Origin of the sequence: Marinomonas pontica (assembly GCF_026191375.1) — a bacterium.
GTDB lineage: Bacteria > Pseudomonadota > Gammaproteobacteria > Pseudomonadales > Marinomonadaceae > Marinomonas > Marinomonas pontica.
The window spans coordinates 40,326-64,443 of sequence record NZ_JAODTL010000033.1 but is presented as its reverse complement, the minus strand read 5'-3'; the positions used below and the strand labels follow the sequence as shown (position 1 = coordinate 64,443).

The following is a 24,118-nucleotide window of genomic DNA, read 5'->3' as shown; positions in this document are numbered from 1 at the left end:
TGGTCTTTAGTCCATTGCTTGAGAAAAACGGTCTATTTTCTCTTTTAAAAGGGTGCAGATGTTGTTCATGGTGTCAGGATCCGTGATGAGGTCGCCATTTTCCTCTGTGATGTAGAAAGTGTCTTCCACTCGCTCACCTAGGGTAGCGATTTTGGCCTTGTGCAGCATGATATTGTGGTTCATGAAAAATTGTCCGACGAGAGCCAGCAGGCCAGGTCGATCGGGTGCGGTTATTTCGAGCGCAGACCACACTTCTTCCGGTTGGCTAACAAAATGAGCCGTTGACGGGGAGTTGAATATTTTGAGTATTCTGGGTGTGTGGCGCTGTACGACACTCTCGAAAAGAGACGGTGTTTCAAGTTGCTCCATCAAGGTTTTACGAATCAAGGTAATGCGTTCTTTGTCTAAATGAAGATTGGTGTCGTTGTCGTTGCTGTCCATAACGACAAAACTATCTAGACTGTAGTTGTTGGTGGTGTGGCTGATTTTGGCGTCCAAAATAGTCAGCCCAAGCTGCTCGAATGTGGCGGCCGTAACGGCAAACAGGTGTTTGCTAATGGGCGTGTAAATAAAAATTTTGCTGGCACCAGAAAAATTTCGACCGCCAAGTGGGGTGATCGCAATCAGTGGTTTATCGCTTGGTCTATGACGCAAAATGGCTTCGGTATTCCAGGCAATTTCATCGCCATTTGAGCGTATGAAATACTCTTCTTCTATGGTTTCCCAAATGGTTTCGGCTTCCATGATATCGACATTTCGCTCGATAATAATTTCCAGTGCGCGTTGCTTGTGTTCGTCACTGATCATGTCGGCATCAATTGGATAGTCTAGACCACGGCGCAAGGCTCGCTTGGTTTCCAAATAAAGTTGACGCATAAGAGACGCGCGCCAACTGTTCCACATTGTCGGGTTGGTGGCGTTGATGTCCGCTACGGTTAGAATGAAAAGGTAATCCAGATGTTCTTGGTCTTTCACATAGCTGGCAAATTCCCAGATGACTTCTGGATCTGAAATGTCTTTGCGTTGGGCTGTCACAGACATGAAGAGGTGGTTTCGAACCAGCCAGACGACAAGGTCGGTGTCTCGCTTTGGCAGACCGTGTCGATCACAAAAGGCTTGAGCGTCAACGCAACCCAGTTCCGAATGGTCCCCGCCACGTCCTTTCGCGATGTCGTGGTACAAACCAGCGATATAGAGCAACTCGACTTTTGCTACATGGCGAATGGCCTGAGCAGAAATCGGGAATTTTTGTTTGAATTCGGGTAACCATAGGCGTCGCAAATTCTCGACCAGCTGGAGGGTATGAGCATCTACCGTATAAATATGGAATAGGTCGTGCTGCATTTGCCCAATAATGGCACCAAACTCTGGTAAGTATCGACCAAGTAGCCCAAGGTGTTTCATTGATCTTAATATGCTGGTAAGGCGATATCGGCTGGCAATGATATCAAGAAAGAGATCTGTATTGACTTTATTGTTTCTAAAGTCGTCGTCAATTAGGTCTAAGTTGTCGCGTAGCTGTCGCATGGTGTTGGCACGAATACCTTTGATGTGTTCGTGGGCACCAAGTAAGACGTATATTTCAAGCATGCTTGAAGGATTGTCTTGAAAGAGCGTATTAGAGCGTGCTTCAAGCTGACCATTGGCAATTTGAAAATGGTCGTTTAGGACTTCGACAACATTGATTTCGTCTTTGGCTAAAAAGGATTCTTCAAAATGCTGAAGGAGCAAGTCGTTGAGTTGTTGGATTGCGGCAACGCTTTGGTAATAGCCTTGCATAAAACGCTCAACATTGCGCTTTAAGTCATTGTCATCAAAGCCGAACAGTTTGGCTAAGGTGCGTTGGTGGTCAAAAAGAAGTCGATCTTCTTTTCGTCCCGCCACCATATGCAAAGCCCAGCGTATGCGCCATAAGTTGCTTACTGCGCCTTTGAGCTGAATGTATTCATCTTCTGATAAGAATTGCTTCTCTATTAGTGCGCTAAGTCGATGGGTGTGAAGGTGGCGTTTTGCTACCCAGTCAATCACCTGCATGTCTCTTAGGCCGCCTGGACACTCTTTTAGGTTGGGTTCTAGGTTGTAGGCGGTGTTTTGATATTTTGCGTGACGTTGTTTTTGTTCAGTCAGTTTTGCCTGATAAAAGGAGTGTCCATCCCACATTTGAGAGATGTCAACGTGCAGTTTTAATGTTGCGAGCAAGTCAACGGGGCCGATTAAGGTGCGAGACTCAATTAAGTTAGTAATAACTGTGATGTCTTTTGCGGCCATCTCGGTACATTGATCTATAGTGCGCACGCTGTGCCCAACGTCTAAATTAATGTCCCATAAAAACGTAATGAAGGACTCTATTTTGTCTTTAGGAGCCGATGTTTCATTCTCGATCAAGATGAGTAGGTCAATGTCTGATTTTGGGTGCAGCTCTCCACGCCCGTATCCGCCAACCGCCACGAGACTAACATGCACTTCGCTGTCGAGCGCTTTTGATGTCCATGCGGCTTGCATGACTTCGTCGAAAAAAGAGGATAAACCTTTTACGAGTTTCTCGATTGGATAAAGCGAGTGAAAAAGGTCGTTATAAATGTTGGTTTTTTCTTCAATAATGGCTTTGTAGCGCGGAATAGAGCAGCCCGGCTGGGACAGTTCGTGTTTTTCTTCCGTTGATAGCAGTGGCGGAGCGTCTGGAAAAGCAGGGAAGTCCATACAAGAGCCTCGAAGAATGAATAATGATTTTTAAAATAGTGCCGCAAATTAGTGGCGTGTCAGTCGAATAAAAAACTCGCTTCGTTATGAGAAGCGAGTTTCTTCTGGGCGACGAGTGAGAACCTCAACACCTGAAGCGGTTACCAATAAGGTATGTTCATATTGTGCTGACAGTCGGCCGTCTTTGGTTTTGGCAATCCAGTTATCTGGGCCTGTGTGTTTGACTTGTTTTTTGCCTGCGTTGATCATGGGCTCAATCGTCAGTGTCATGCCTTCTTCAAGCATGACACCCGTGCCGGCTTTTCCGTAATGCGCAACTTGTGGTTCACCATGAAAAGTGGTGCCGACACCATGCCCACAATATTCTTCTACCACTGAATAGTGGTGTTTGTGTGCGTGTGCTGAAATGGCCGCGCCAATGTCACCTAGTCGTGTGCCTGGCTTAACCATGTCAATGGCAAGGTAAAGACACTCTTGGGTCACTTTCGCAAGTCGCTCTGCATGTGGCAATGCTGGGCCGGCAAAAAACATCTTGCTGGTATCGCCATAATAGCCATCTTTAATGATGGTGATATCAATATTAACGGCGTCGCCTTTCTTCAATGCTTTGTCATTTGGAATGCCATGACAAATGACGTCATTTACAGACGTACAGCAGGATTTCGGAAAGCCATGATAATTCAGTGGCGCAGGAATCGCGCCTTGAATATCAACAATGTAGTTATGCGCAATAATGTCGAGTTGTTCCGTGGTCACGCCAGGGACAACAAATTCTTCTAGCATAACCAGCACTTCGGCAGCCAGTTTGCCTGCGGTTCGCATGCCTTCAATGTCGCTGATGTCAGTGAATCGGGTAGACGCTGTGCGAGGGGTCCAGTTAGGAACGTTGCTGCGTCCATTTTTGGTCAGCTCTTCGACTTTTTGTAAGGTTTCGTTGCTCATAATTTGCGTATCTTAAATCGGTGTGTGTCTATATAAAAAGTAGGTTGCGGGATATTCTACATGACTTGGGCACTAGAATCGCCTCTCTGCTTGAAAAAAACACGACTCAAAAAGCCAGTAAAAAAAGCACTCAAGCCTTTTGGTTTTTTGTAAAATATGGTATAAAACGCCGGCTTATTGGGCTTGTGTCCAAAATAAGCGAATTAACTTAAATCAACGATCTTGCCGCAATAAATAAAAATGTCTTGGGTGTCTTAGGTTGCTTTAAACCTTGTTTGACTGACGTTTTTAGCTGGTAAGCATAAATAACCCAAATTTAAAGGATAGTAAAATGCCTACAGTTTCTATGCGCGACCTATTATTGGTTGGTTCACACTTCGGTCACCAAACTCGTTACTGGAACCCAAAAATGAAGCCTTTCATTTTCGGTGCTCGTAACAAGATTCACATCATTAACCTTGAGCACACTGTTCCAGCTCTTAACAACGCTCTTGAGCTTGTTAAAAAAATGGCTGAAAACAAAAACAAGGTGTTGTTTGTTGGTACTAAGCGTGCTGCATCTAAAACAATCAAAGAGCAAGCTGCTCGCTCTGGTATGCCATACGTTAACCACCGTTGGTTAGGTGGTATGTTGACTAACTACAAAACTATTCGTGCATCTATCAAGCGTCTACGTGAGCTTGAAACACAAATGTCCGATGGTACATTCGATAAGCTGACTAAAAAAGAAGCTTTGATGCGTACTCGTGAGCTTGAAAAACTAGAGCTTTCTATGGGTGGTATCAAGGACATGGGCGGCCTTCCAGATGTATTGTTCGTAGTTGACGTTGATCACGAACGTATCGCTATTAAAGAAGCAAACAAATTAGGTATTCCTGTTATTGGTATCGTTGATACTAACAGCAATCCAGATGGTGTTGATTACATCATCCCAGCTAACGATGATGCGATTCGCGCGGTTCAGTTGTACGTTGGTGCTTTTGCTGATGCAGTTCTTGAAGGTCGCAATGCGACTGCTGGTACTGCTGACGAGTTCGTTGAAGTAAGCGAAGCTACTGAAGCGTAAGCAAACTTTCTAGTTTGTTCTGGTTTCTAAAGGGAGGTTTCTACCTCCTTTTTTAAATTTGAATTGGTATAAAGAGGATTTAACATGGCCGCAGTATCTGCAGCATTGGTAAAAGAGCTACGTGAGCGTACTGGTCTAGGTATGATGGAGTGCAAAAAAGCACTTTCTGCCGCTGACGGTGACATCGAACTGGCTATCGAAGAGCTACGCAAATCAAGTGGCATGAAAGCAGCTAAAAAAGCAGGTCGTACTGCTGCTGAAGGTACAATCATTATGCGTGTAGCTGATGATTCATCTTACGGCGTTTTGGTTGAAGTAAACTCTGAAACTGACTTCGCTTCTCGTGATGAAGGTTTCCTTGCCTTTGCAAACAAAGTAGCTGATGTTGTTTTTGCAACAAAAGAAACTGACATGGCTAAAGTGATTTCAGGTGACATGCTTGAAGCACGCGAAGCTTTGGTTCAAAAAATCGGTGAAAACATCACGCCTCGTCGTGCTGTAATCATTGAAGGTGGTTTGGTTGGTGGTTACCTTCACGGTAATGGTCAAATCGCTGTTTTGACTCAGCTAGAAGGCGGCGACGCAGAGCTAGCTAAAGATGTTTCTATGCACGTTGCTGCTGTGTCTCCTCGCGTAGTACGTGGTGAAGACATGCCTGCAGAAGTTCTTGCAAAAGAAGAAGAAATTGTTCGTGCGCAGCCAGACATGGCTGGTAAGCCAGCTGAGATCGTTGATAAAATGATCGTTGGTCGTATGAAGAAATTCTTGGCTGAAAACAGCTTGACTGAGCAGCCTTTTGTTAAGAACCCAGAAATCAAAGTTGGTCAGCTTGTTAAAGACGCTGGCGCAACAGTGACTTCTTTCATTCGTCTAGAAGTAGGTGAAGGCATTGAAGTTGCTGAAGTCGACTTTGCAGCAGAAGTAGCAGCACAACTTAGAGGTTAATTCTTTGTTGTGATGTCTTGCAAAAAAAGGGGCAGCTTGACTGCCCCTTTTTATGAAAGACAAGTGCGATGAGTGTCGGCTACATTGACCTCAGTTATTCAAGAAATGAAATCATTGCCGGAGGTTGATATGCCAAAAGAAAAGAGTCCAAAATACAAAAGAATTTTGCTTAAGCTGAGCGGCGAAGCCTTGATGGGTGATGAGTCCTTTGGTATCGACCCGAAAGTGCTAAATCGTATCGCATTGGAAATTGGTCAATTGCGCGGCATTGGTGTGGAAGTGGGTATTGTTATTGGTGGCGGTAATTTGTTCCGTGGTCAGGCGTTGAGCCAGGCTGGTATGGATCGAGTAACCGGTGACCACATGGGGATGCTAGCGACCGTTATGAATGCGTTAGCGATGCGCGATGCTTTAGAGCGTGCCAATATTGCGACTCGGGTTATGTCAGCGATTACAATGACCGGTATTGTTGAGCCTTATGATCGACGTCGAGCAATGCGTCTGATGAAAGAAGGTGATGTGCTTATATTTTCAGCTGGCACGGGTAATCCATTCTTTACAACTGACTCTGCCGCTTGTTTGCGTGGTATTGAGATTGATGCTGACGTTGTATTGAAAGCAACAAAAGTGGATGGCGTCTATTCGGCTGATCCAATGAAAGATCCGACAGCCGTGAAGTATGATACATTGGGTTACGATGAAGTCCTTGAAAAACAGTTGGGGGTTATGGATTTAACCGCGATCTGTTTGACTCGTGACCATGCGATGCCGATTCGCGTATTTAATATGAATAAGCCTGGAGCCTTGGTGAATATCATGGTTGGCGGCAGTGAAGGTACACTGATTAAGTGAGGAAATTATGATCAACGAAATTCTTAAAGATGCAGAAGACCGTATGGGTAAAGCCGTGGCTTCTGTAGAGTCTGCGTTTAAAAAAATCCGTACAGGTCGTGCACATCCTAGTATTCTAGATTCGGTAAAAGTGAACTACTACGGTTCTGAAACGCCGCTTAGCCAAGTTGCCAACATCACTGTTGAAGACGCGCGAACGCTTGGTATTTCTCCTTGGGAGAATAATCTTGTGCCAGAAATTGAAAAAGCCATTATGAAATCCGATTTGGGCTTGAACCCGGCTACCAATGGTAATTTGATTCGAATTCCTATGCCGGCTCTGACAGAAGAAACGCGTAAAAACTATTTCAAGCAAGCCAAGAACGAAGCGGAAAATGGCCGTATTGCCATCCGTAATATTCGTCGCGATGCTAACGGTAGCTTGAAAGACCTAGTGAAAGAAAAAGAAATTTCTGAAGACGACGATCGTCGTGGACAGGATCAAGTTCAAAAAATCACAGATAAGTATGTTGCTCTAGTGGAAGAACGTCTTGCTGCAAAAGAAAAAGACTTGATGGAAATCTAATAAAAAAAGCGAGCCTTTGGGCTCGCTTTTTTTATTGACTAGGATAACGCTATGTCTGAATTAGATGGCGCTGGAATTGAACCAGTAGTCGCGCCTGATCATATTGCCATTATTATGGATGGCAATAATCGATGGGCAAAGAAAAAGCACCTTCCCAGTATTGCAGGTCATACTGCAGGCGCTTCGGCGGTTCGACGTGTGGTGGAAGCGTCGGCAAAAGCAGGCGTTAAAGTGTTAACCTTGTTTGCCTTTTCAAGCGAAAATTGGAAACGCCCTAAACTGGAAGTGGATGGGTTGATGGCGCTGTTTATGCGTTCTTTGAAAAAAGAGCTGAAGCGCTTAAACCAGCATAAGATTAGGCTTCGCGTCGTGGGAGACTTGTCGGGTTTTAGTCAAGGGCTTCAGAAGCAAATTCGAAGCGTGGAAGACGCAACGAAAGAAAACGATCAGATGACACTGGTTATCGCGGCTAACTATGGTGGGCGTTGGGATATTGCGCAGGCTGCGAAAAAAATTGCTGAGCGCGTGGCAACGGGTGAATTGTCTGCTGACGATGTGGATGAGACGTTGCTGGGTGAGTATGTTCAATTGTCCGATTTACCTCCTCCTGATTTGCTAATTCGTACTTCTGGTGAAGAACGTATAAGCAATTTTTTGCTATGGCAAACTGCGTATTCTGAGTTTGTTTTTTTGCCGGTATTATGGCCGGATTTTGATCAACAACATTTTGATGAGGCTATCCAAACTTATCAAAATCGTCAACGTCGTTACGGTGGTCGATAAACATGTTACTTCCTCGAATTCTTAGTGCCATTATAATGGCTGTTTTATTTGTTTGTGCTGTGTTTGTGCTTGAGGCGACGAGCTTTATTTTTGCGATGGCGGCCGTGGTGGTCTTGGCTGGTTGGGAGTGGGCGCGTTTATCCGGTGTTAACAACCAAGTCGGTCGAGTGGTGTTTGCGCTTTGTATCGGCGCAGTGTGCTTTTTGGTTTTGAATAATCATCTTCAGGAAATGTCGCTTTATATGAGCCCCATTCTATGGGGGCTGGCGCTGTATTGGGTCACTCGTTATCCAACATTGTTGGTGTGGAAGTTTGTTTTTAGTCGCTTGCTGTTTGGTGTGTTGGTCTTGATTTCCACATGGTCGGCTTTGGTTGTCCTTAAACAGTCAAATGACTTTGTTGTTTGGGTGTTGTTGCTGATGGGGTTGATCTGGGGGGCGGATTCTGGCGCTTATTTTGCGGGGCGTGCTTTCGGCAAAAGAAAGCTAGCGCGCTTTGTTAGCCCTGGAAAGTCTTGGGAAGGCGTAGCTGGTGGTTTGGTGTTGACCCAAATTGGCGTAATTATCTTTGCCTTTTTGAGTGACTTCTCACTTTCTAATTGGTGTTTGTTGGCGGTTATTGCACTAGTAACGTCTTCTGTCTCTGTTTTAGGTGATTTGACTGAAAGTTTATTTAAACGACACGAGGGTATAAAAGATTCGAGCCATTTGATCCCGGGCCATGGTGGTGTGATGGATCGTGTTGATAGCTTGACCGCAGCGGCTCCGATTTATGTGTTGCTGCTTAGTTTGGTGGGATGGCTTTAATGCAAGGTATTTGTTTGTTAGGGGCGACGGGGTCAATTGGTCAAAGCACTCTGGATATCATTGCTCAGCACCCTGAAAAATTTGTTTTAGTCAGTGCTTCAGCCAATAAAAGTGTGGCGAAAATGGCGGATATCTGTCGTCGCTTTTCACCGCAGCGAGTCGTTATGGGGACGCAGGCAGCTCGAGATGAATTGGCTCAACAGTGCCATGGAATGGATATTTCATTTGAGTGGGGAGCGGAAGCATTAGAGAGTATTGCGGCTGACTCTGCTGTTGATCAGGTGATGGCTGCAATCATGGGGTTTGCTGGTTTAAAACCAACATTGGCTGGTATTCGAGCAGGTAAGCGGACGTTGTTGGCGAACAAAGAGTCCTTGGTTACGGCTGGCAAGCTTTTTATGGATGAGGTTGCTCGGAACGATGTCATGTTGTTGCCAATAGACAGCGAGCATAATGCGATTTATCAAAGCTTGCCGCAAACGTCACATGGCGCTCATAAACGGGATGTGTCAAAAATACTCCTTACGGCATCTGGTGGTCCATTTAGAACTTGGACACTAGAGGAAATGAAGTCGGTTACACCTGAACAAGCTTGTAAGCACCCAAATTGGTCTATGGGGCAAAAGATTTCGATTGATTCTGCTTCTTTGATGAACAAAGGCCTTGAATTGATTGAGGCGTGTTGGTTGTTTGATGTGACGCCTTATGACGTGGATGTGGTGGTTCATCCAGAAAGCATTATTCATTCAATGGTGTCTTACTTGGATGGGTCTGTGATTGCCCAAATGGGTAACCCTGATATGAAAATTCCAATCGCTTACGGTATGAGTTGGCCTCAGCGAATTGGAACGAATGTGGCTCCTTTAAATTTGGTTGATGTTGCTCGATTGAATTTTGAAGCGCCTGACTTGGCCCGTTTTCCTAATTTGAAATTGGCAGCGGATGCTTGGTTTATGGGCGGAACGGCGATGGCCGTCTTAAATGCGGCTAATGAGATCGCGGTTGAGGCTTTTTTGCATCGCCAAATTGGCTTTTTGGATATTGCTCGATTGAATGAGCGAGTATTGATGTCTGCTGATACTGTTGGGGTGAGCTCTCTTGACGATGTGTTTGACGCTGACCGCGCTGCACGTCAGCTGGCTCTGGATATGATTTCTCGTGGTAGCTTTTCATGATACAGAATGTTCTTTCTATTGTTGTTGCTCTTGGTCTTCTTATTACGTTTCATGAATTTGGCCATTTCTTTGTGGCGCGGCGCTGTGGGGTTAAAGTGTTGCGCTTTTCGGTTGGCTTCGGCAAGCCGATTTATCGTTATGTTGGAAAAACTGGCACGGAATATACCTTGGCGATGATCCCTCTTGGTGGTTACGTTCGAATGCTCGATGAGCGTGAAGGGAATGTGCCTGAAACTCTAAGAGATCAGACATTTAACTCGAAAACCGTGTGGCAGCGTATTGCTATTGTTGCAGCCGGTCCAGTTGCCAATTTTATTTTGGCAATTGTCATTTATGGGCTAGTCGCACTACTTGGTGTGCAGTCGATTGCTCCTAAAGTCGGTAATATCTCGACAAATTCGCCTGTCTCGCAAACTCAGCTTCAAATTGGCGATGAGTTTGTGGCCATCGCAGGGGAGTCAGTTACCTCTTGGGAAGATGTAAATTTAGTGTTAGCAAGCTTGATAGGTAAAACGGGAACCATTATGGTTCGTTATCAATCAGAAGGCGGTGGATCTTTACATGAAGATGCCATTCACTTTGATCGATGGTTGGTAGGAGAGGAGCCAGACAATTTAATTCGTGCGTTTGGTGTGTCTCCATGGCAACCTGAAGTGCTCCCTATTGTTGCTCAGGTTGTTGCTGGCGGGGCTGCGGAGTCAGCGGGTTTCTTGGCGGATGACCAGATTTTAGCCATCAATAGTGTGGTGATTAAAAATTGGCAGCAAGTTGTGTCGCTGGTGCAGAAAAGCCCAAATAAGGCGTTGCGTATTGAAGTGCAACGTCAGCAAAATGTCACGGTCTTGACGTTAACTCCGAATTCTATGGAGCAGAATGGTCGTGTAATAGGGTATGCCGGTCTGGCTGTTGTACCTCCGAAATGGGATGGCAGTCTTATTCGTGAACGTCAATATGGTGTGTTTGAGTCGCTGAATTATGGTGTCGAGCAAACTTATAAGATGGTCTCGTTAACCGTATCTTCTATTGGTAAAATGTTGCAAGGTCTGATTTCGGTAGATAATTTATCTGGCCCCATTACCATTGCTAAAGTGGCCAGTGCGTCAGCAGACTCTGGACTTCAGTCCTTTTTGAAATTCATGGCTTACCTCAGTGTTAGTTTGGGGGTGCTTAATTTATTGCCCATTCCTATGTTGGATGGTGGGCATTTGTTATTTTTTGGCATAGAGGCCATCCGACGTAAGCCAGTGTCTGAAAAAATTCAGGGATTGGCGTACCGTCTAGGGGCTTCTCTTTTATTTGCTTTAATGGCCGTCGCCATTTTTAACGATATTGCCCGCTTGTAGAGAGGTATTTGTGAAAGTCGTTTCAGCTGTATTGTTGGCTTTATTAAGCGTGCAGAGTTTTGCAAAAACGGTAGAAGATGTTCGTATTGATGGGCTCGTGCAGATGCCATCAGCCAGAGCTTTTGATGTGATTGGTTTTGATAAGACCGAGTCGTATGACTCTGGTAAAGTGTATCAAGCCATTACGGCTCTTTTTGACACGGGTTACTTTAGTGATATTGATGTCTATGAAGAAAATAACGTGCTGGTTTTTGATGTTGATGAGCGACCTTCTATTGGTAATTTGACCATTGAAGGCAATGAGCTAATCAAAACCGAAGATTTAGAGCGCGGATTAAAGTTATCTGGGTTAGAAATAGGTGAGATTTATAAGCCAGAAACACTCAATCAAATTGCCCAAGAACTTCAGCGTCAATACTATGCGCTTGGTCGCTACAGTGCCAAAGTCGATATCTCTGTTGAAGATATGCCTCGTAATCGCACGGGGATCGTGATCAATATTGATGAGGGGGACACCGCTAAAATCGTACACATCAATATCGTCGGCAATCACGATTTTGATGAAGAGACATTAACGAAAGACTTTGAATCGGCTGAAACGGGTTCTTGGAATCCCTTTAGTTCTGCGGACGAATATGCAAAAGCAAAAATAGAAGGCGACATCAACACGCTTAAAAGCTTCTATTTAGACAAAGGGTATTTGGATTTTAGTGTTGTTTCTAGTCAGGTAAGTTTGTCTGCGGACAAGCGTGATGTGTATATCGTCATTAATGTGGACGAAGGTAAGCCCTACAAAATTAACAATGTCTCATTGAGTGGTAGCCTGCCGATTTCGGAGGATCGCGTGTGGTCAAAGATCACACAGAAAAGCGGTGACGTCTTCTCTAGAAGTGAAGTGACATCGATTATTGAGGGAATCTCAACAGAACTTGGGGATAATGGTTATTTATTTACCAATGTAAATGTGATTCCGGAGAAGTTCGATAATCACACCGTGGATCTAAGCTATCAGATAACACCTGGCCCTAAAGTGTATGTTCGCCGCATTACGTTCAGCGGCAACAGTGAAACTCAGGATGAAGTGTTGCGTCGTGAGATGACACAGTTTGAAGGGGCATTGGCGACACATTCAAAAATTCAGTCGTCCAAACGCCGAATTGAACGACTGGGTTTCTTTGGTAGCGTTGATTTGCGTACGCGGCCAGTTGCGGGTACTTCAGATCAAGTGGACCTAGATGTTGTGGTTCAAGAGCAAGCTTCTGGCAGTATTCAGGCTAGTATTGGTTACTCGCAAGAAGATGGGACGGTCCTTGGTTTTGGTATTTCAAAGCGTAATTTTTTGGGGACAGGTAATAAGTTGTCTTTCAATGCGTCTCGCACAAACCAAACCCAAGATTACTCGATCAGTTATGATAACCCTTACTTTACTGTTGATGGTGTAAGTCGAGGCTTTCAAATATTTTATCAGACAAGTGATCATGCTGATGATGATGTGGAAGATTACGACTTAGATGAAATTGGTGTGGGAGTTAACTATGGCTACCCAATTTCTGACACTCAGCGTCTTGCGTTTGGGATGACAATAAAAGAAACAACCGTCAAATTAGGTTACGATCCATCTAACGAAACGGACGATTACGTTCAGACTCACGGCGACAATTATGATGATGTGATTGCCAGTTTGACGTGGAGTGACAGTGACCTGATTGGTGGTGTGTTACCAACAGAAGGTTACTCGACCAAAGCCTCTTTAGAAGTTGCGCTTCCTGTTGGCGATCAGCAATATGCTAAGTTAGGACTGACCTCGCAGGGGTATTGGAACTTAAATGGCTCAGACCTCTGGCTGTTCCGTCTTAAAGGGCGCTTAGGTTATGGTATGGGGTACGGTGACACAGATACACTGCCTTTCTTTGAAAACTATTTTGCGGGTGGTTCTTATTCTGTAAGAGGCTATGGCGCTTCGTCATTAGGGCCTAAGAACTCTTATGATTCAACTTCATCGAATACACCTTCCGCTTTGGGCGGTAATATCTTGATGACAGGTACAGCAGAGTTGATTTTCCCTTTGCCTATGGTTGAGGATCATAAATCCGTCCGTACCGCTCTATTTTTAGACGCAGGTAACGTGTTTACCGATTCTTGCCTCAGTAGTAATACAGACTGTAATGAAGGTGTTGACCTGGCTGAAATTCGATACAGCATTGGCTTAAGCTGGACTTGGATTACACCGATTGCGCCTTTATCGTTTAATTTTGCTAAACCTTTAAATGCAAAAGACGGGGATAAAACTGATTTATTCCAGTTCCAGTTAGGAACGACTTTTTAATTAAGACCGCTTTATTTAATAGGATGAACAATGAAAATATTCATAACCGCCATTTTTGCTCTATGCTTTATAAGCAGTGTGCAAGCGACCGAAGTTGCCGTAGTGGATTTTAGATCGGCTCTCTTACAGAGTAATATTGGTCAAGAGGCGGCGAAGGAACCAAAGCAGAAAGTGGCTGAAATGGACGCTCGTTTGAAAAAAGAGCAAGAAGACCTTGAAGCGTCCGCGAACAATTTGAAACGCGATGAACTGACCTTGTCTCAGGATGAATTTAAAAAGCGCCGTGCAGAATTGGCTGAAACCCAAAATAAGATTCGAGCTATGGCTGCTAACATGCAGCGCCAAGCAAAAGAGCTGGAGCAACAGTTAATCCAGTCTTTAACACCTAAAGGTGAGGCGGCTCTTAAGTCCCTTATCGAAGAGCGTAAATTAGACTTGGTGCTGAATAGACAGCTTAGCTTATATGCAACAGGTGCATCAGATATTACAGATGAGCTGGTTAAAAGAATTAATAAGGACAATTAAAATATGAGCCATACGCTAGGGCAATTGGCCGCCAAAGTCCAAGGGGTTGTAAAAGGCGATCCTAACTTGGTTATTGAAAAGCTGGGAACCTTGCACAATGCAACGTCCAAAGAGCTAAGTTTTTTGGCGAACCCTAAATACGCAAGTCAACTTGAATCAACATCAGCAGGCGCTGTGCTTGTGAAAAGTGAAGCGCTTGCGCAACTGGTTAGCAATGCCATTGTTGTGTCCAATCCTTACCTAGCGTTCGCTCAATTGTCTAATTTGTTTGTGCCAGAGACTCACTCGTGGACTGGCATTCATCCCAGTGCAGTAATCGCTCCAACAGCAAGTGTTGCCAGTGATGTCGTTATCGGGCCGAATGCGGTCATCGATGCGGAGTCAGTGATATCCGAAGGGTGTACTATTGGTGCCGGTTGCGTGGTTGGGAGAGGTGTTAAAATAGGCCAAGGCTCTATACTTTATCCTAATGTCACCTTGTACCATGATGTGGTGCTGGGTGCCAATTGCATCATACATAGTAGCACCGTGATCGGCGCTGATGGTTTCGGTTTTGCTCCGAATGAGGGGCGCTGGGAAAAGATTAACCAGTTAGGTTCTGTTGTACTGGGCGATTCGGTTGAAATCGGTGCAAGTACAACAATTGATCGTGGTGCCATAGAAAATACTCAGATTGGCAATGGCGTTAAAATTGATAATCAAGTTCAAATTGCTCATAACGTCGTAATTGGCGATAATACCGCGATCGCAGCGAGTACGGCGATTGCTGGAAGTACAAAAATTGGTGCTTTTTGCACTATTTCAGGCGGGGTTTGTATTGCCGGCCATTTGGATATTACCGATCATGTTCATGTTACAGGCATGAGTATGATCAGCCATTCCATTCCTGAAAGTGGGTCTTTCTCCTCAGGAATGGGAATGGAGCCAACCAATAAATGGCGCCGAACCGTTGCTAGAGTCAGAAGAATTGATGAAATGGCAAAGCAGTTTTCACAGTTGAAACAACAGGTTAATAAGTTTTTAGAGAAGGTTGATAATAAATGATGGACGTAAATGAAATCCGCCAATACTTACCTCATAGGTATCCGTTTTTATTGGTAGATCGTGTTGTTGAACTGAACTTGAATGAGTCCATTGTAGCGTATAAAAATGTCACTATTAATGAACCGTTCTTTAATGGCCATTTCCCAAATCACCCTGTAATGCCAGGTGTTTTGATTATTGAGGCCATGGCGCAGGCCGCGGGAATCCTTGGCTTTAAAACCATGGACAAAAAGCCAGAAGATGGCTCTATTTATTACTTTGTTGGTTCCGATAAAGCGCGCTTTAAACGTCCTGTTGTGCCGGGTGACCGTTTACAGCTAGAAGCAAAAATAGTTACGGAAAAACGCGGTATATGGAAATTTGAGTGTAAGGCAACGGTAGACGGCGAGCTTGCTTGTTCTGCCTCCATTCTGTGTGCAGACAGGAAGATATAGTGGCAATACATCCAACGACTTTAATCGATTCGAAAGCAGAGATTGACTCCAGTGTGGAGATTGGTCCGTTTTGTGTCATCGGACCGAATGTTAAAATTGGAGCTGGTAGTGTTATCAAATCGCATGTTGTTGTTAATGGTCATACCACCATTGGTGCCAATAATGAGATTTATCAGTTCGCTTCGGTTGGAGAAGCAAACCAAGATAAAAAGTATAAAGGTGAACCAACTCGTCTGGTGATTGGTGACAGCAATGTCATTCGTGAAAACGCAACCATTCACCGTGGTACTATTCAGGATAATGGTATTACTACGATAGGCAGCCATAATTTATTTATGGCCAGTACGCATGTTGGCCATGACTGTACAGTGGGCGACCATAATATTATGGCTAACTTTGCCGCCTTAGCTGGCCACGTTACCGTGGGCGACAATGTTATTTTGGGTGGTTACACGGGTATTCATCAGTTTTGCCAAGTCAATTCATTCAGCATGTGCGGCATGGGATCCATGGTGTCCAAAGATGTACCTCGTTACGTCATGGTGTCAGGAAGCCCTGCCAAAGCACATGGAATGAATTTCGAAGGAATGCGCCGTCGTGGTACGGCCCCTGATATTATTCGTGCTCTGCGAACTGCGTATAAGATGGTTTATCTGAAAGGCTTGACCCTAGAGGCGGCATTGGCTGATCTCGAACAAGGAGATCTGGTTCGGATCCCAGAGGTGGCCGAGTTTATTTTGTCCATTCGACATTCTAGACGCGGAATAGTCCGATAGGCATTGAGGATTAAAAGAAAACCCCGGACCGCTTCGGGGTTTTTTTATTATTAGAGGTTGTAAAAAATGCAAGTAACGTCTGCAGCGCGTTATGTGTTGGTTGCTGGTGAGGCTTCGGGAGATATTCTTGGGGCAAATTTAATTGCGCATTTAAAATTGTTACAGCCAGATGCGATTTTTGAAGGCATTGGCGGTCCATTGATGGAAGCACAGGGCTTCAAGAGTATTGTGCCGATGGACCGTTTGTCTGTGATGGGCTTGGTTGAGGTGCTGGGACGCCTAAAAGAGCTTTTGGGAATTCGTAAACGGTTATTTAAGGCTTGTATCAATAACCCACCTACGGCATTCATCGGTATTGATTCGCCCGACTTTAATATGCCTCTGGCCCGAAAACTGAAGCAGGCTGGCATTCCAACTGTACACTATGTCAGTCCGTCTGTTTGGGCGTGGCGACAAAAACGCATTTTTAACATTAAAAAATCCGTTGACCTTATGTTAGCGCTTTTTCCGTTTGAACTGCCTATTTATCATGAGCACAATATTCCAGTTGTGTGTGTTGGTCATACATTGGCCGATGATATTCCGTTAGAAAGTAAGGTGACGGAAGCTCGAGAAGATTTAGGACTTATGGACATTTCTGGTCCAGTATTTGGCATTTTACCTGGCTCTCGTGAGGGCGAGGTGTCTCGTTTAGCGCCGCTTTTTATAGAAACAATGAAACGCATTAAACAGCATCAACCAAACGCGACATTTTTGATCCCCGCGGCAAATAAAGAGCGACGGGTTCAAATTGAAACGATATTGCATGAGGCGAATGCAGAAGCTGTTTTGATTGATGGTCGGTCCCGAACGGTTATGGCAGCCTCCGACGCGATTTTGTTGGCCTCCGGAACAGCGGCATTAGAAGCCATGCTGGTGAAGCGACCAATGGTGGTGTCTTACCGAGTCAATAAGCTGACCTATGCCATCATGTCGAGAATGATTAAGGTGCCGTATGTGTCTTTGCCTAATTTGCTGGCAAACGAGACATTGGTGCCAGAGTTATTGCAAGACGAAGCCACTCCTGACAATTTGGCTGTTCGTTTGGTGCAAACATGGCAGTCTTTTACGAACGACAAGTCCATTCAGGACAAATACCTCAATTTGCACAAAATGTTACGAAAAAATGCCGGAGAGAAAGCCGCAAAGGCAATTGTTTCTATGTTAGAAGGGAAAAAGACGTAATGGAGCCTTTTGTTAGTCAGGTATATTTCGGCGATTTACTCGCAGGTACCGATGAAGCGGGAAGAGGCCCTTTGGCGGGCGAGGTGGTGGCCGCCGCGGTTATTTTGGACCCTAAGCGACCAATTCTAGGGTTGGCAGACTCTAAAAAATTGACCGAAAAAAAGCGCGAAGCGTTATTTCTAGAAATTCAAGAAAAAGCATTATCGTACGGCATTGCCAGTGCCACGATAGAAGAAATTGATGACATCAATATTCTTCATGCCAGTATGTTAGCCATGTCGCGAGCAGTTGCATTACTTGCCATTCAACCTGAGCATGTATTAGTGGACGGGAACCGTATCCCGCCTAATTTGCCTTGTAGTGCTGAAGCGGTGGTTAAAGGGGATGCCAGACAGGCCGCCATTTCTGCTGCTTCTATCTTGGCCAAAGTAACCCGAGATAGAGACATTGTTAAAGCTGCGCAACAGTACCCAGAATATGGTTTTGAAAAACACAAAGGTTACCCAACCGCACAGCATCTTGAGGCCATTCGTTTACATGGTGTTACGCCAATACATCGGCGTAGTTTTGGACCTGTTAAAAAAGATTTTAGAGGGATAAGCATTGTCCACGTCATTTATACATCTACGAGTACATACTGAGTTTTCATTGGTAGATGGCCTAGTCAAAATCAAAGGCCTGCTCGGTACAACCGAATTTATGTCCATGCCAGCGGTAGCGATCACCGATGAGAATAACTTGTGTGGCTTTGTGCGCTTTTACAAAGGGGCGATGGAAAAAGGCATTAAGCCCATTTGCGGTGCTGATGTTGTGGTAGATGAAGATGAGAATGTGGACTCTCGTTATCGATTTACCTTATTGGCTACGTCGAATAAGGGCTATAAAAACATCATCGCCATTATTTCAAAAGGTTACCAGTTAGGTCAGGTGGAAGGGCGTCCTATTGTCCAACGCAAATGGATAGAAGAATACAGCGAAGATGTTATCGCGTTGTCGGGAGCGGGCTTTGGCGATATCGGTTATTTGCTGCAAAAAGGTCGAAATGAAGACGCTAGAAAACGCTTGGCTCATTGGATGTCTGTGTTTCCTGACCGTTTTTATGTGGAGTTGCAGCGAACGAGCCGTTCTGGCGAAGAAAGTTATATTCATGCGGTTGTGCCGTTAGCGGCGGAGCTGGATTGCCCCGTGGTTGCAACCAATGACGTACGCTTTTTAAAGCGTGAAAATTTTGAAGCCCATGAAGCGCGCGTTTGTATACACGATGGCGTTACCTTGGATGATCCGCGCCGTAAGCGTCGTTACTCTGAAGAGCAGTATTTTAAAACGCCTGAAGAAATGGCTGAGCTGTTCCAAGACATTCCAGAAGCGCTCGAAAATACCGTAGAAATAGCTAAGCGTTGCAGTGTTGATGTGTTGCTGGGGGAATATTTCTTGCCGGATTATCCAGTGCCAGAAGGCATGACGATGGAAGAGTTCTTTAGCAAGCTCTCCTATGATGGCTTGATTGAGCGCTTTAATTTTCTGACCAAAAAATACGGCGAGCGTATTGAAAAACGTCGCCAAGAATATTGGGATCGTTTGGATTTTGAATTAACCATTATCAATCAAATGGGGTTCCCTGGGTATTTCTTGATCGTAATGGACTTTATTCAGTGGGCCAAAGACAACGATATTCCCGTAGGGCCGGGGCGTGGTTCTGGTGCGGGCTCCTTGGTGGCTTATGCCCTAAAAATCACCGATCTTGATCCACTGGAATACGATCTACTTTTCGAACGATTCTTGAACCCAGAGCGGGTATCCATGCCTGACTTCGATATCGATTTCTGTATGGATAACCGAGATCGCGTTATCGATTATGTGTCACGTACCTATGGTCGTGATGCGGTGTCTCAGATCATCACCTTTGGTGCGATGGCGGCAAAAGCCGTGGTGCGAGATGTCGCGAGGGTACAAGGAAAACCCTACAGTTTGGGTGATAAGCTCTCGAAGCTGATTCCTTTTGAAATCGGCATGACGCTTAAAAAAGCCTTGGAAGAAGAGCCTGCATTGCCAGAATTTTTGGCGGGGGATGAAGACGCCGCCGAAGTCATGGAGATGGCGATTTCCCTAGAAGGGGTGGTTCGTAACTTTGGTAAGCACGCCGGTGGTGTGGTTATCGCTCCGACTAAGTTGATTGATTTTGCCCCGCTTTATTGTGAGGAAGACGGTTCTGGTCTGGTTACCCAATACGACAAAAATGACGTAGAAGAAGCGGGCTTAGTAAAGTTCGACTTCTTGGGTCTGAAAACACTGACGGTTGTCGATTGGGCGGTAAAAAACATCGATGCTATTAACGAGCTGGAAGGTAAGCCACCGCTCGATATTTCCTTGATCGACCTTGAGGACAAATCCACTTACGAGCTACTAAAGCGAGCAGAAACCACCGCGGTATTCCAGCTGGAATCCCGTGGTATGAAAGAGTTGATTAAAAAGCTTTTACCGTCGCGCTTTGAAGATATTATAGCCTTGGTGGCTTTGTATCGTCCGGGGCCTTTGGGTTCTGGCATGGTGGACGACTTTATCAACCGTAAGCACGGTCGTGCCGAGCTGGCTTTCCCTCATCCAGATTATCAACATCAAGACTTGATTCCCGTTTTGGAACCGACTTACGGCATTATCTTGTATCAAGAGCAGGTAATGCAGATTGCTCAGGTACTGGCTAAGTTCTCGCTTGGTGGTGCCGATTTGCTGCGTCGTGCTATGGGTAAGAAAAAAGCCGAAGTTATGGCCGAGCAGCGCTTAATCTTTATGGAAGGCGCGCTTAAAAACAACGTTGATAAAGACTTGTCGGGTAACATCTTTGACCTGATGGAAAAATTCGCTGGGTATGGTTTTAACAAATCTCACTCAGCAGCCTATGCTTTGGTTTCTTATCAAACTGCTTGGTTGAAAAATCATTATCCAGCACCATTTATGGCGGCAGTGTTGTCTGCGGATATGCAGAACACTGATAAGATCGTTATCTTCATTGAAGAATGCCGTTCAATGGCGCTGGCCCTAGAGCTGCCAAATGTGAATGAGTCGGTCTATAAGTTTACCGTCAATCCGAAAGGCGCCATTGTATATGGTCTTGGTGCGATTAAAGGCGTAGGCGAAGGCCCAATCGAAGCGATTGTTGAGGCCAGAAAAGAAGGACCTTTTGAGCATATATTCGATTTTTGCCAACGCGTTGGTAAAAAGGTTAATAAGCGAGTCATGGAAGCCTTAGTCCGCTCCGGCGCGTTTGACACTATAGGTCCGAATCGGGCAACCTTGTTCGCTTGTATTGATGAAGCGCTCAAACGCGCGGTACAAGATGCTAAGAACCAAGACGCTGGGATGATGGATTTATTTGGTATCGCGGTCGATGAGAGTACTGAAGATGCCTATAAAGAAATTGGTATTCAGCATGAATGGCCGCCTCGTCAGCGTCTGGATGGGGAAAAAGACACTCTTGGTTTGTATGTGACAGGTCACCCAATCGATGAATATGAGAAAGAGATTCGTCGCTTTGTTCGTTCAAAGATTGTTGATCTGCAGCCTAAGCGTGGTGACACCCAAATCATGGCTGGTTTGATTGTAGACTTGCGCATTACCAAGAGTAAAAAAGGTGGTAACATCGCCTTCGTCACGCTGGATGATCGCTCCGCTCGTATTGAAGTGACGGTATTTCCAGATAACTACGACACTTTTAAGGACGTTATTGTCAAAGATGAAGTGGTGGTTGTGGAAGGTGAAATCAGTGTTGATGAATTCAGGGGAGGGCAAAAAGTCATTGCCCGCAATATCCTTGATATTGCTCAGGCGCGAGTTCGTTATGTTGAGGCATTGCGCATTACTTGGACGTCTGAAACAGTCACACCAACAGAAATACAAGCATTAGCAAACTATATGGAATCTTATCGCGGTGACGGTTGTGATGTCGTTATTGGTTTTGATACACCTCAAGCGTGTGGTGATATTCGTTTAGGATCTGGGTGGAAAGTTCGTCCTGATGATGAATTAATTCACCAACTTCAGAAACAATACGGTAAACAAAATGTTCAGTTAGTGTATACTTAGATTCATTTAATAGTTTTGTAATGGAACGAAGCGTCGCGACACGCTAATAGAGCTATAGGACAAAGGATTTTTCCTTTTTGTCTTTGAATTTGATGGCAACCAAACAGTAGTGTAATTAAACATGAATTTAAATTATCTCCCTTTTGAGCAGCCGATTGCTGAGCTCGAACAAAAAATTGAAGAGTTGCGTTTAGTCGGAAACGATAATGAACTCAACATCAGCGATGAAATTAGTCGCTTAGAAGACAAAAAAGTAGCGTTAACCAAGAGCCTATTTAGTAATTTAGGGGCATGGGAAGTATCTCAATTAGCGCGTCACCCAAAGCGCCCATATACTCTTGATTATATTAAGCACGCTTTTACCGATTTTGAAGAAATGCACGGTGATCGTCACTATGCCGATGATCGTGCCATTGTTGGTGGTATTGCTCGTTTAGACGGTCGTCCAGTGATGGTTATTGGCCATCAGAAAGGCCGTGAAGTAAAAGAAAAAGTACTTCGCAACTTTGGCATGCCTCGTCCAGAAGGTTATCGTAAAGCGTTGCGTTTAATGGAGACGGCTGAACGTTTTCAAATGCCGATCGTCACTCTTATTGACACACCTGGGGCATACCCTGGTATCGGCGCGGAAGAGCGTGGTCAAAGTGAAGCGATTGCTTTTAACTTGGCTGTCATGTCTCGCCTTAAAACGCCTATCATTTCTACCGTGATTGGTGAAGGTGGTTCGGGTGGTGCGCTGGCGATTGGTGTGTGTGACGAGTTAATGATGCTGCAATACGGCACATACTCTGTTATCTCTCCTGAAGGTTGTGCGTCTATTCTTTGGAAAAGCGCTGACCGTGCGTCAGATGCCGCTAAAGCAATGGGAATCACAGCTCAACGTTTACAGGAGTTGGGTTTCGTTGACACGATTATTCAAGAACCTCTTGGTGGTGCGCATATCTCTCATGAGCAAATTGCACACAGTTTGAAGCAAAACGTGCTAGCGGCCTTGGATCGAATGGAAGCATTGACGACTGAAGAGCTTTTGGCGCGTCGTTACAATCGATTGATGTCTTACGGTCTATAAGTTTTCGTTTCTAAAAAGAGCCTCCTTATTTAGGGGGCTTTTTTGTTTGTTTGGTTTGAGATTTTTTCGTTGCAGACTTTATGGTGAAGCTTTCCGTGCCTACATGCCCTACTTTTCTCTCACCACTGAGATTTAATCCTGAGTGGCTTGATGCTGTATTTTCTGCCGCAAGCAAGGTGTGGGTTGGTTTTAGTGGTGGTGTGGACTCGCATGTGTTGCTCCATGCTCTGGTAGATCAAGCTTCAGACCAGCAGAAGCTGAAATTGGCAGCGCTTCATGTTCATCACGGCCTCAGCGCTAATGCGGATGATTGGTTGCTTCATTGTGAGTCTGTTTGCATGGCATTAGAGGTTACATATGTTGCAAAACGTGTGACATTAGAAGCTCAAGCATCTATAGAAGATGCGGCTCGTAATGCGCGTTATCAGGCTTTTCAAAACGTGGTTGGTGAGGACGATGTGGTGTTGTTGGCACATCACGCCGGTGACCAGATGGAAACCGTGTTGTTTCGTTTGTTACGTGGAACAGGTGGAAAAGGCTTGTCTGGTATTCCTATTGAAAGACGGCTTGGTGTTAGCAACACTCGTATAATTCGACCATTATTGTCCGTACCAAAAAACGCGATTGAAGACTACGCTCAACGTCATCAGTTGGTGTGGATTCAGGACGAATCGAATTTGGATGAGCGCTTTACTCGAAACTTTCTTCGCCAACGGGTTATTCCCATTCTGCAAGAACGTTTTCCCAAAATGGAACAAAGTATTGTTTCCAGTTCACAGCGAATTGCTACCGACTATGCCATGCTTTCCCAATTTGCTGAGCAGCAATTAGTGGCATGGTGTAATGCGTTCGGCGGTTTAGATTTATCGTATCTCATAAGCAAATCAACGGATGAGCGCCTATTTTGGTGGCGATATTTTCTACTTGGCAAAGGCGTTTCGTTGCCACAAGCACAATTAGACAATGTGGATGCGATGTTTTTTAGTCATGAGGACAAGCAGCCAGCGTTCATTTTTCCATTTGGCCGTCTTATGCGTCATCAAAATGTCGTGTATTTGTTGCCAGAAGAAGAAGAGGTGACAGTGTCACCGCTACTCTCAGGTGTGCCACTATTGCGACCATTTGATGAAGTTTGCGTGATTGGAAGTGATGATTGTGTTTTGAAAGCGCGTCCTAATGGCGAGAGTTTAAGGATGCCAAGTGGCAACACACGTAAGCTGAAAAAATGGCTTAACGATCATTCTATTCCAAGCTGGTGGCGAGATCACCTTCCGTACTTATACCATGGTGACAGGCTTGTGGCTGTTGGGGATCTGTGGCGTCATCCTGATTATGTGCATTTGACTGTTCGCTGGAAAAGAAACCCTCGCTTACCATTTCCTATGGTTGAGCATGATTAACTCTTGTCGTCATATTGTGTTTTTATTTGGCTGTTAGCTGCATATTTTTTGGGTTTTCTCTCG

The 24,118-nt window shown here is 44.9% G+C and carries 20 protein-coding genes; 18 read left to right on the top strand and 2 right to left on the bottom strand.

Features of this window, described 5'->3' with window-relative positions; genetic code table 11:
• Positions 1 to 6 precede the first annotated feature (6 nt).
• Complete coding sequence (gene glnD / locus N5P32_RS07660; RefSeq protein ID WP_265728509.1) at positions 7 to 2,700, bottom strand: [protein-PII] uridylyltransferase; 2,694 nt, start codon at positions 2,698 to 2,700, stop codon at positions 7 to 9.
• A gap of 84 nt (positions 2,701 to 2,784) precedes the next feature.
• Entirely contained in the window at positions 2,785 to 3,642 is an 858-nt protein-coding gene (gene map / locus N5P32_RS07655; protein WP_265728508.1) for a type I methionyl aminopeptidase, read from the bottom strand.
• A gap of 331 nt (positions 3,643 to 3,973) precedes the next feature.
• Between map and rpsB the strand changes: the two genes are divergently transcribed.
• From rpsB to tilS, 18 genes are all read left to right on the top strand, one after another.
• Positions 3,974 to 4,708, top strand: coding sequence for a 30S ribosomal protein S2 (rpsB, locus tag N5P32_RS07650; RefSeq protein ID WP_012068986.1), 735 nt, complete (start codon positions 3,974 to 3,976; stop codon positions 4,706 to 4,708).
• Between the two features lie 84 nt (positions 4,709 to 4,792).
• A complete protein-coding gene (tsf, locus tag N5P32_RS07645; protein WP_265728507.1) occupies positions 4,793 to 5,653 on the top strand; it encodes a translation elongation factor Ts in 861 nt (286 codons plus the stop codon).
• 129 nt (positions 5,654 to 5,782) lie between these two features.
• A complete protein-coding gene (gene pyrH, locus N5P32_RS07640; RefSeq protein ID WP_265728593.1) occupies positions 5,783 to 6,505 on the top strand; it encodes a UMP kinase in 723 nt (240 codons plus the stop codon).
• Positions 6,506 to 6,512: 7 nt separating this feature from the next.
• Positions 6,513 to 7,070, top strand: a complete 558-nt coding sequence (gene frr, locus N5P32_RS07635; protein ID WP_265728506.1) for a ribosome recycling factor — start codon at positions 6,513 to 6,515, stop codon at positions 7,068 to 7,070.
• A gap of 51 nt (positions 7,071 to 7,121) precedes the next feature.
• A complete protein-coding gene (gene uppS, locus N5P32_RS07630; protein ID WP_265728505.1) occupies positions 7,122 to 7,853 on the top strand; it encodes a polyprenyl diphosphate synthase in 732 nt (243 codons plus the stop codon).
• Positions 7,854 to 7,888: 35 nt separating this feature from the next.
• Positions 7,889 to 8,659: a phosphatidate cytidylyltransferase gene (locus tag N5P32_RS07625; protein WP_457920481.1), complete on the top strand. Its 771-nt coding sequence runs from the start codon at positions 7,889 to 7,891 to the stop codon at positions 8,657 to 8,659.
• Positions 8,659 to 9,834, top strand: a complete 1,176-nt coding sequence (ispC, locus tag N5P32_RS07620) for a 1-deoxy-D-xylulose-5-phosphate reductoisomerase (protein ID WP_265728503.1) — start codon at positions 8,659 to 8,661, stop codon at positions 9,832 to 9,834. Before N5P32_RS07625 ends, ispC begins: the two co-directional genes overlap by 1 nt.
• Positions 9,831 to 11,177, top strand: coding sequence for an RIP metalloprotease RseP (gene rseP, locus N5P32_RS07615; RefSeq protein ID WP_265728502.1), 1,347 nt, complete (start codon positions 9,831 to 9,833; stop codon positions 11,175 to 11,177). The genes ispC and rseP overlap by 4 nt, the downstream gene beginning before the upstream one ends.
• 10 nt (positions 11,178 to 11,187) lie before the next feature.
• On the top strand, positions 11,188 to 13,503 hold the full coding sequence (gene bamA, locus N5P32_RS07610) for an outer membrane protein assembly factor BamA (RefSeq protein WP_265728501.1): 2,316 nt from the start codon (positions 11,188 to 11,190) through the stop codon (positions 13,501 to 13,503).
• 30 nt (positions 13,504 to 13,533) lie between these two features.
• Positions 13,534 to 14,028: an OmpH/Skp family outer membrane protein gene (locus N5P32_RS07605; RefSeq protein WP_265728500.1), complete on the top strand. Its 495-nt coding sequence runs from the start codon at positions 13,534 to 13,536 to the stop codon at positions 14,026 to 14,028.
• 3 nt (positions 14,029 to 14,031) lie between these two features.
• Complete coding sequence (gene lpxD / locus N5P32_RS07600) at positions 14,032 to 15,072, top strand: UDP-3-O-(3-hydroxymyristoyl)glucosamine N-acyltransferase (RefSeq protein WP_265728499.1); 1,041 nt, start codon at positions 14,032 to 14,034, stop codon at positions 15,070 to 15,072.
• On the top strand, positions 15,069 to 15,506 hold the full coding sequence (gene fabZ, locus N5P32_RS07595; protein ID WP_265728498.1) for a 3-hydroxyacyl-ACP dehydratase FabZ: 438 nt from the start codon (positions 15,069 to 15,071) through the stop codon (positions 15,504 to 15,506). Before lpxD ends, fabZ begins: the two co-directional genes overlap by 4 nt.
• Positions 15,506 to 16,282 (top strand): acyl-ACP--UDP-N-acetylglucosamine O-acyltransferase, encoded by a 777-nt coding sequence (gene lpxA, locus N5P32_RS07590; RefSeq protein ID WP_265728497.1) that lies wholly within the window; start codon positions 15,506 to 15,508, stop codon positions 16,280 to 16,282. The genes fabZ and lpxA overlap by 1 nt, the downstream gene beginning before the upstream one ends.
• 66 nt (positions 16,283 to 16,348) lie before the next feature.
• Positions 16,349 to 17,506, top strand: coding sequence for a lipid-A-disaccharide synthase (lpxB, locus tag N5P32_RS07585; protein WP_265728496.1), 1,158 nt, complete (start codon positions 16,349 to 16,351; stop codon positions 17,504 to 17,506).
• Positions 17,506 to 18,147 (top strand): ribonuclease HII, encoded by a 642-nt coding sequence (gene rnhB / locus N5P32_RS07580; protein ID WP_265728495.1) that lies wholly within the window; start codon positions 17,506 to 17,508, stop codon positions 18,145 to 18,147. Before lpxB ends, rnhB begins: the two co-directional genes overlap by 1 nt.
• A complete protein-coding gene (gene dnaE, locus N5P32_RS07575) occupies positions 18,110 to 21,586 on the top strand; it encodes a DNA polymerase III subunit alpha (protein ID WP_265728494.1) in 3,477 nt (1,158 codons plus the stop codon). The genes rnhB and dnaE overlap by 38 nt, the downstream gene beginning before the upstream one ends.
• 121 nt (positions 21,587 to 21,707) lie before the next feature.
• Entirely contained in the window at positions 21,708 to 22,655 is a 948-nt protein-coding gene (gene accA / locus N5P32_RS07570) for an acetyl-CoA carboxylase carboxyl transferase subunit alpha (RefSeq protein WP_265728493.1), read from the top strand.
• A gap of 80 nt (positions 22,656 to 22,735) precedes the next feature.
• Positions 22,736 to 24,055: a tRNA lysidine(34) synthetase TilS gene (tilS, locus tag N5P32_RS07565; RefSeq protein ID WP_265728492.1), complete on the top strand. Its 1,320-nt coding sequence runs from the start codon at positions 22,736 to 22,738 to the stop codon at positions 24,053 to 24,055.
• The last annotated feature ends 63 nt before the right edge of the window (positions 24,056 to 24,118 follow it).

Excerpts from the sequence above, each read along its gene's own strand:
- N5P32_RS07625 (WP_457920481.1), top strand. The coding sequence starts at position 7,889 with ATGGCTGTTTTATTTGTTTGTGCTGTGTTTGTGCTTGAGGCGACGAGC.
- pyrH (WP_265728593.1), top strand. The coding sequence starts at position 5,783 with ATGCCAAAAGAAAAGAGTCCAAAATACAAAAGAATTTTGCTTAAGCTG.
- glnD (WP_265728509.1), bottom strand. The coding sequence starts at position 2,700 with ATGGACTTCCCTGCTTTTCCAGACGCTCCGCCACTGCTATCAACGGAA.
- rpsB (WP_012068986.1), top strand. The coding sequence starts at position 3,974 with ATGCCTACAGTTTCTATGCGCGACCTATTATTGGTTGGTTCACACTTC.
- frr (WP_265728506.1), top strand. The coding sequence starts at position 6,513 with ATGATCAACGAAATTCTTAAAGATGCAGAAGACCGTATGGGTAAAGCC.
- map (WP_265728508.1), bottom strand. The coding sequence starts at position 3,642 with ATGAGCAACGAAACCTTACAAAAAGTCGAAGAGCTGACCAAAAATGGA.
- fabZ (WP_265728498.1), top strand. The coding sequence starts at position 15,069 with ATGATGGACGTAAATGAAATCCGCCAATACTTACCTCATAGGTATCCG.
- rseP (WP_265728502.1), top strand. The coding sequence starts at position 9,831 with ATGATACAGAATGTTCTTTCTATTGTTGTTGCTCTTGGTCTTCTTATT.
- ispC (WP_265728503.1), top strand. The coding sequence starts at position 8,659 with ATGCAAGGTATTTGTTTGTTAGGGGCGACGGGGTCAATTGGTCAAAGC.
- rnhB (WP_265728495.1), top strand. The coding sequence starts at position 17,506 with ATGGAGCCTTTTGTTAGTCAGGTATATTTCGGCGATTTACTCGCAGGT.
- tsf (WP_265728507.1), top strand. The coding sequence starts at position 4,793 with ATGGCCGCAGTATCTGCAGCATTGGTAAAAGAGCTACGTGAGCGTACT.
- lpxB (WP_265728496.1), top strand. The coding sequence starts at position 16,349 with ATGCAAGTAACGTCTGCAGCGCGTTATGTGTTGGTTGCTGGTGAGGCT.
- uppS (WP_265728505.1), top strand. The coding sequence starts at position 7,122 with ATGTCTGAATTAGATGGCGCTGGAATTGAACCAGTAGTCGCGCCTGAT.
- lpxD (WP_265728499.1), top strand. The coding sequence starts at position 14,032 with ATGAGCCATACGCTAGGGCAATTGGCCGCCAAAGTCCAAGGGGTTGTA.
- N5P32_RS07605 (WP_265728500.1), top strand. The coding sequence starts at position 13,534 with ATGAAAATATTCATAACCGCCATTTTTGCTCTATGCTTTATAAGCAGT.
- accA (WP_265728493.1), top strand. The coding sequence starts at position 21,708 with ATGAATTTAAATTATCTCCCTTTTGAGCAGCCGATTGCTGAGCTCGAA.
- tilS (WP_265728492.1), top strand. The coding sequence starts at position 22,736 with ATGGTGAAGCTTTCCGTGCCTACATGCCCTACTTTTCTCTCACCACTG.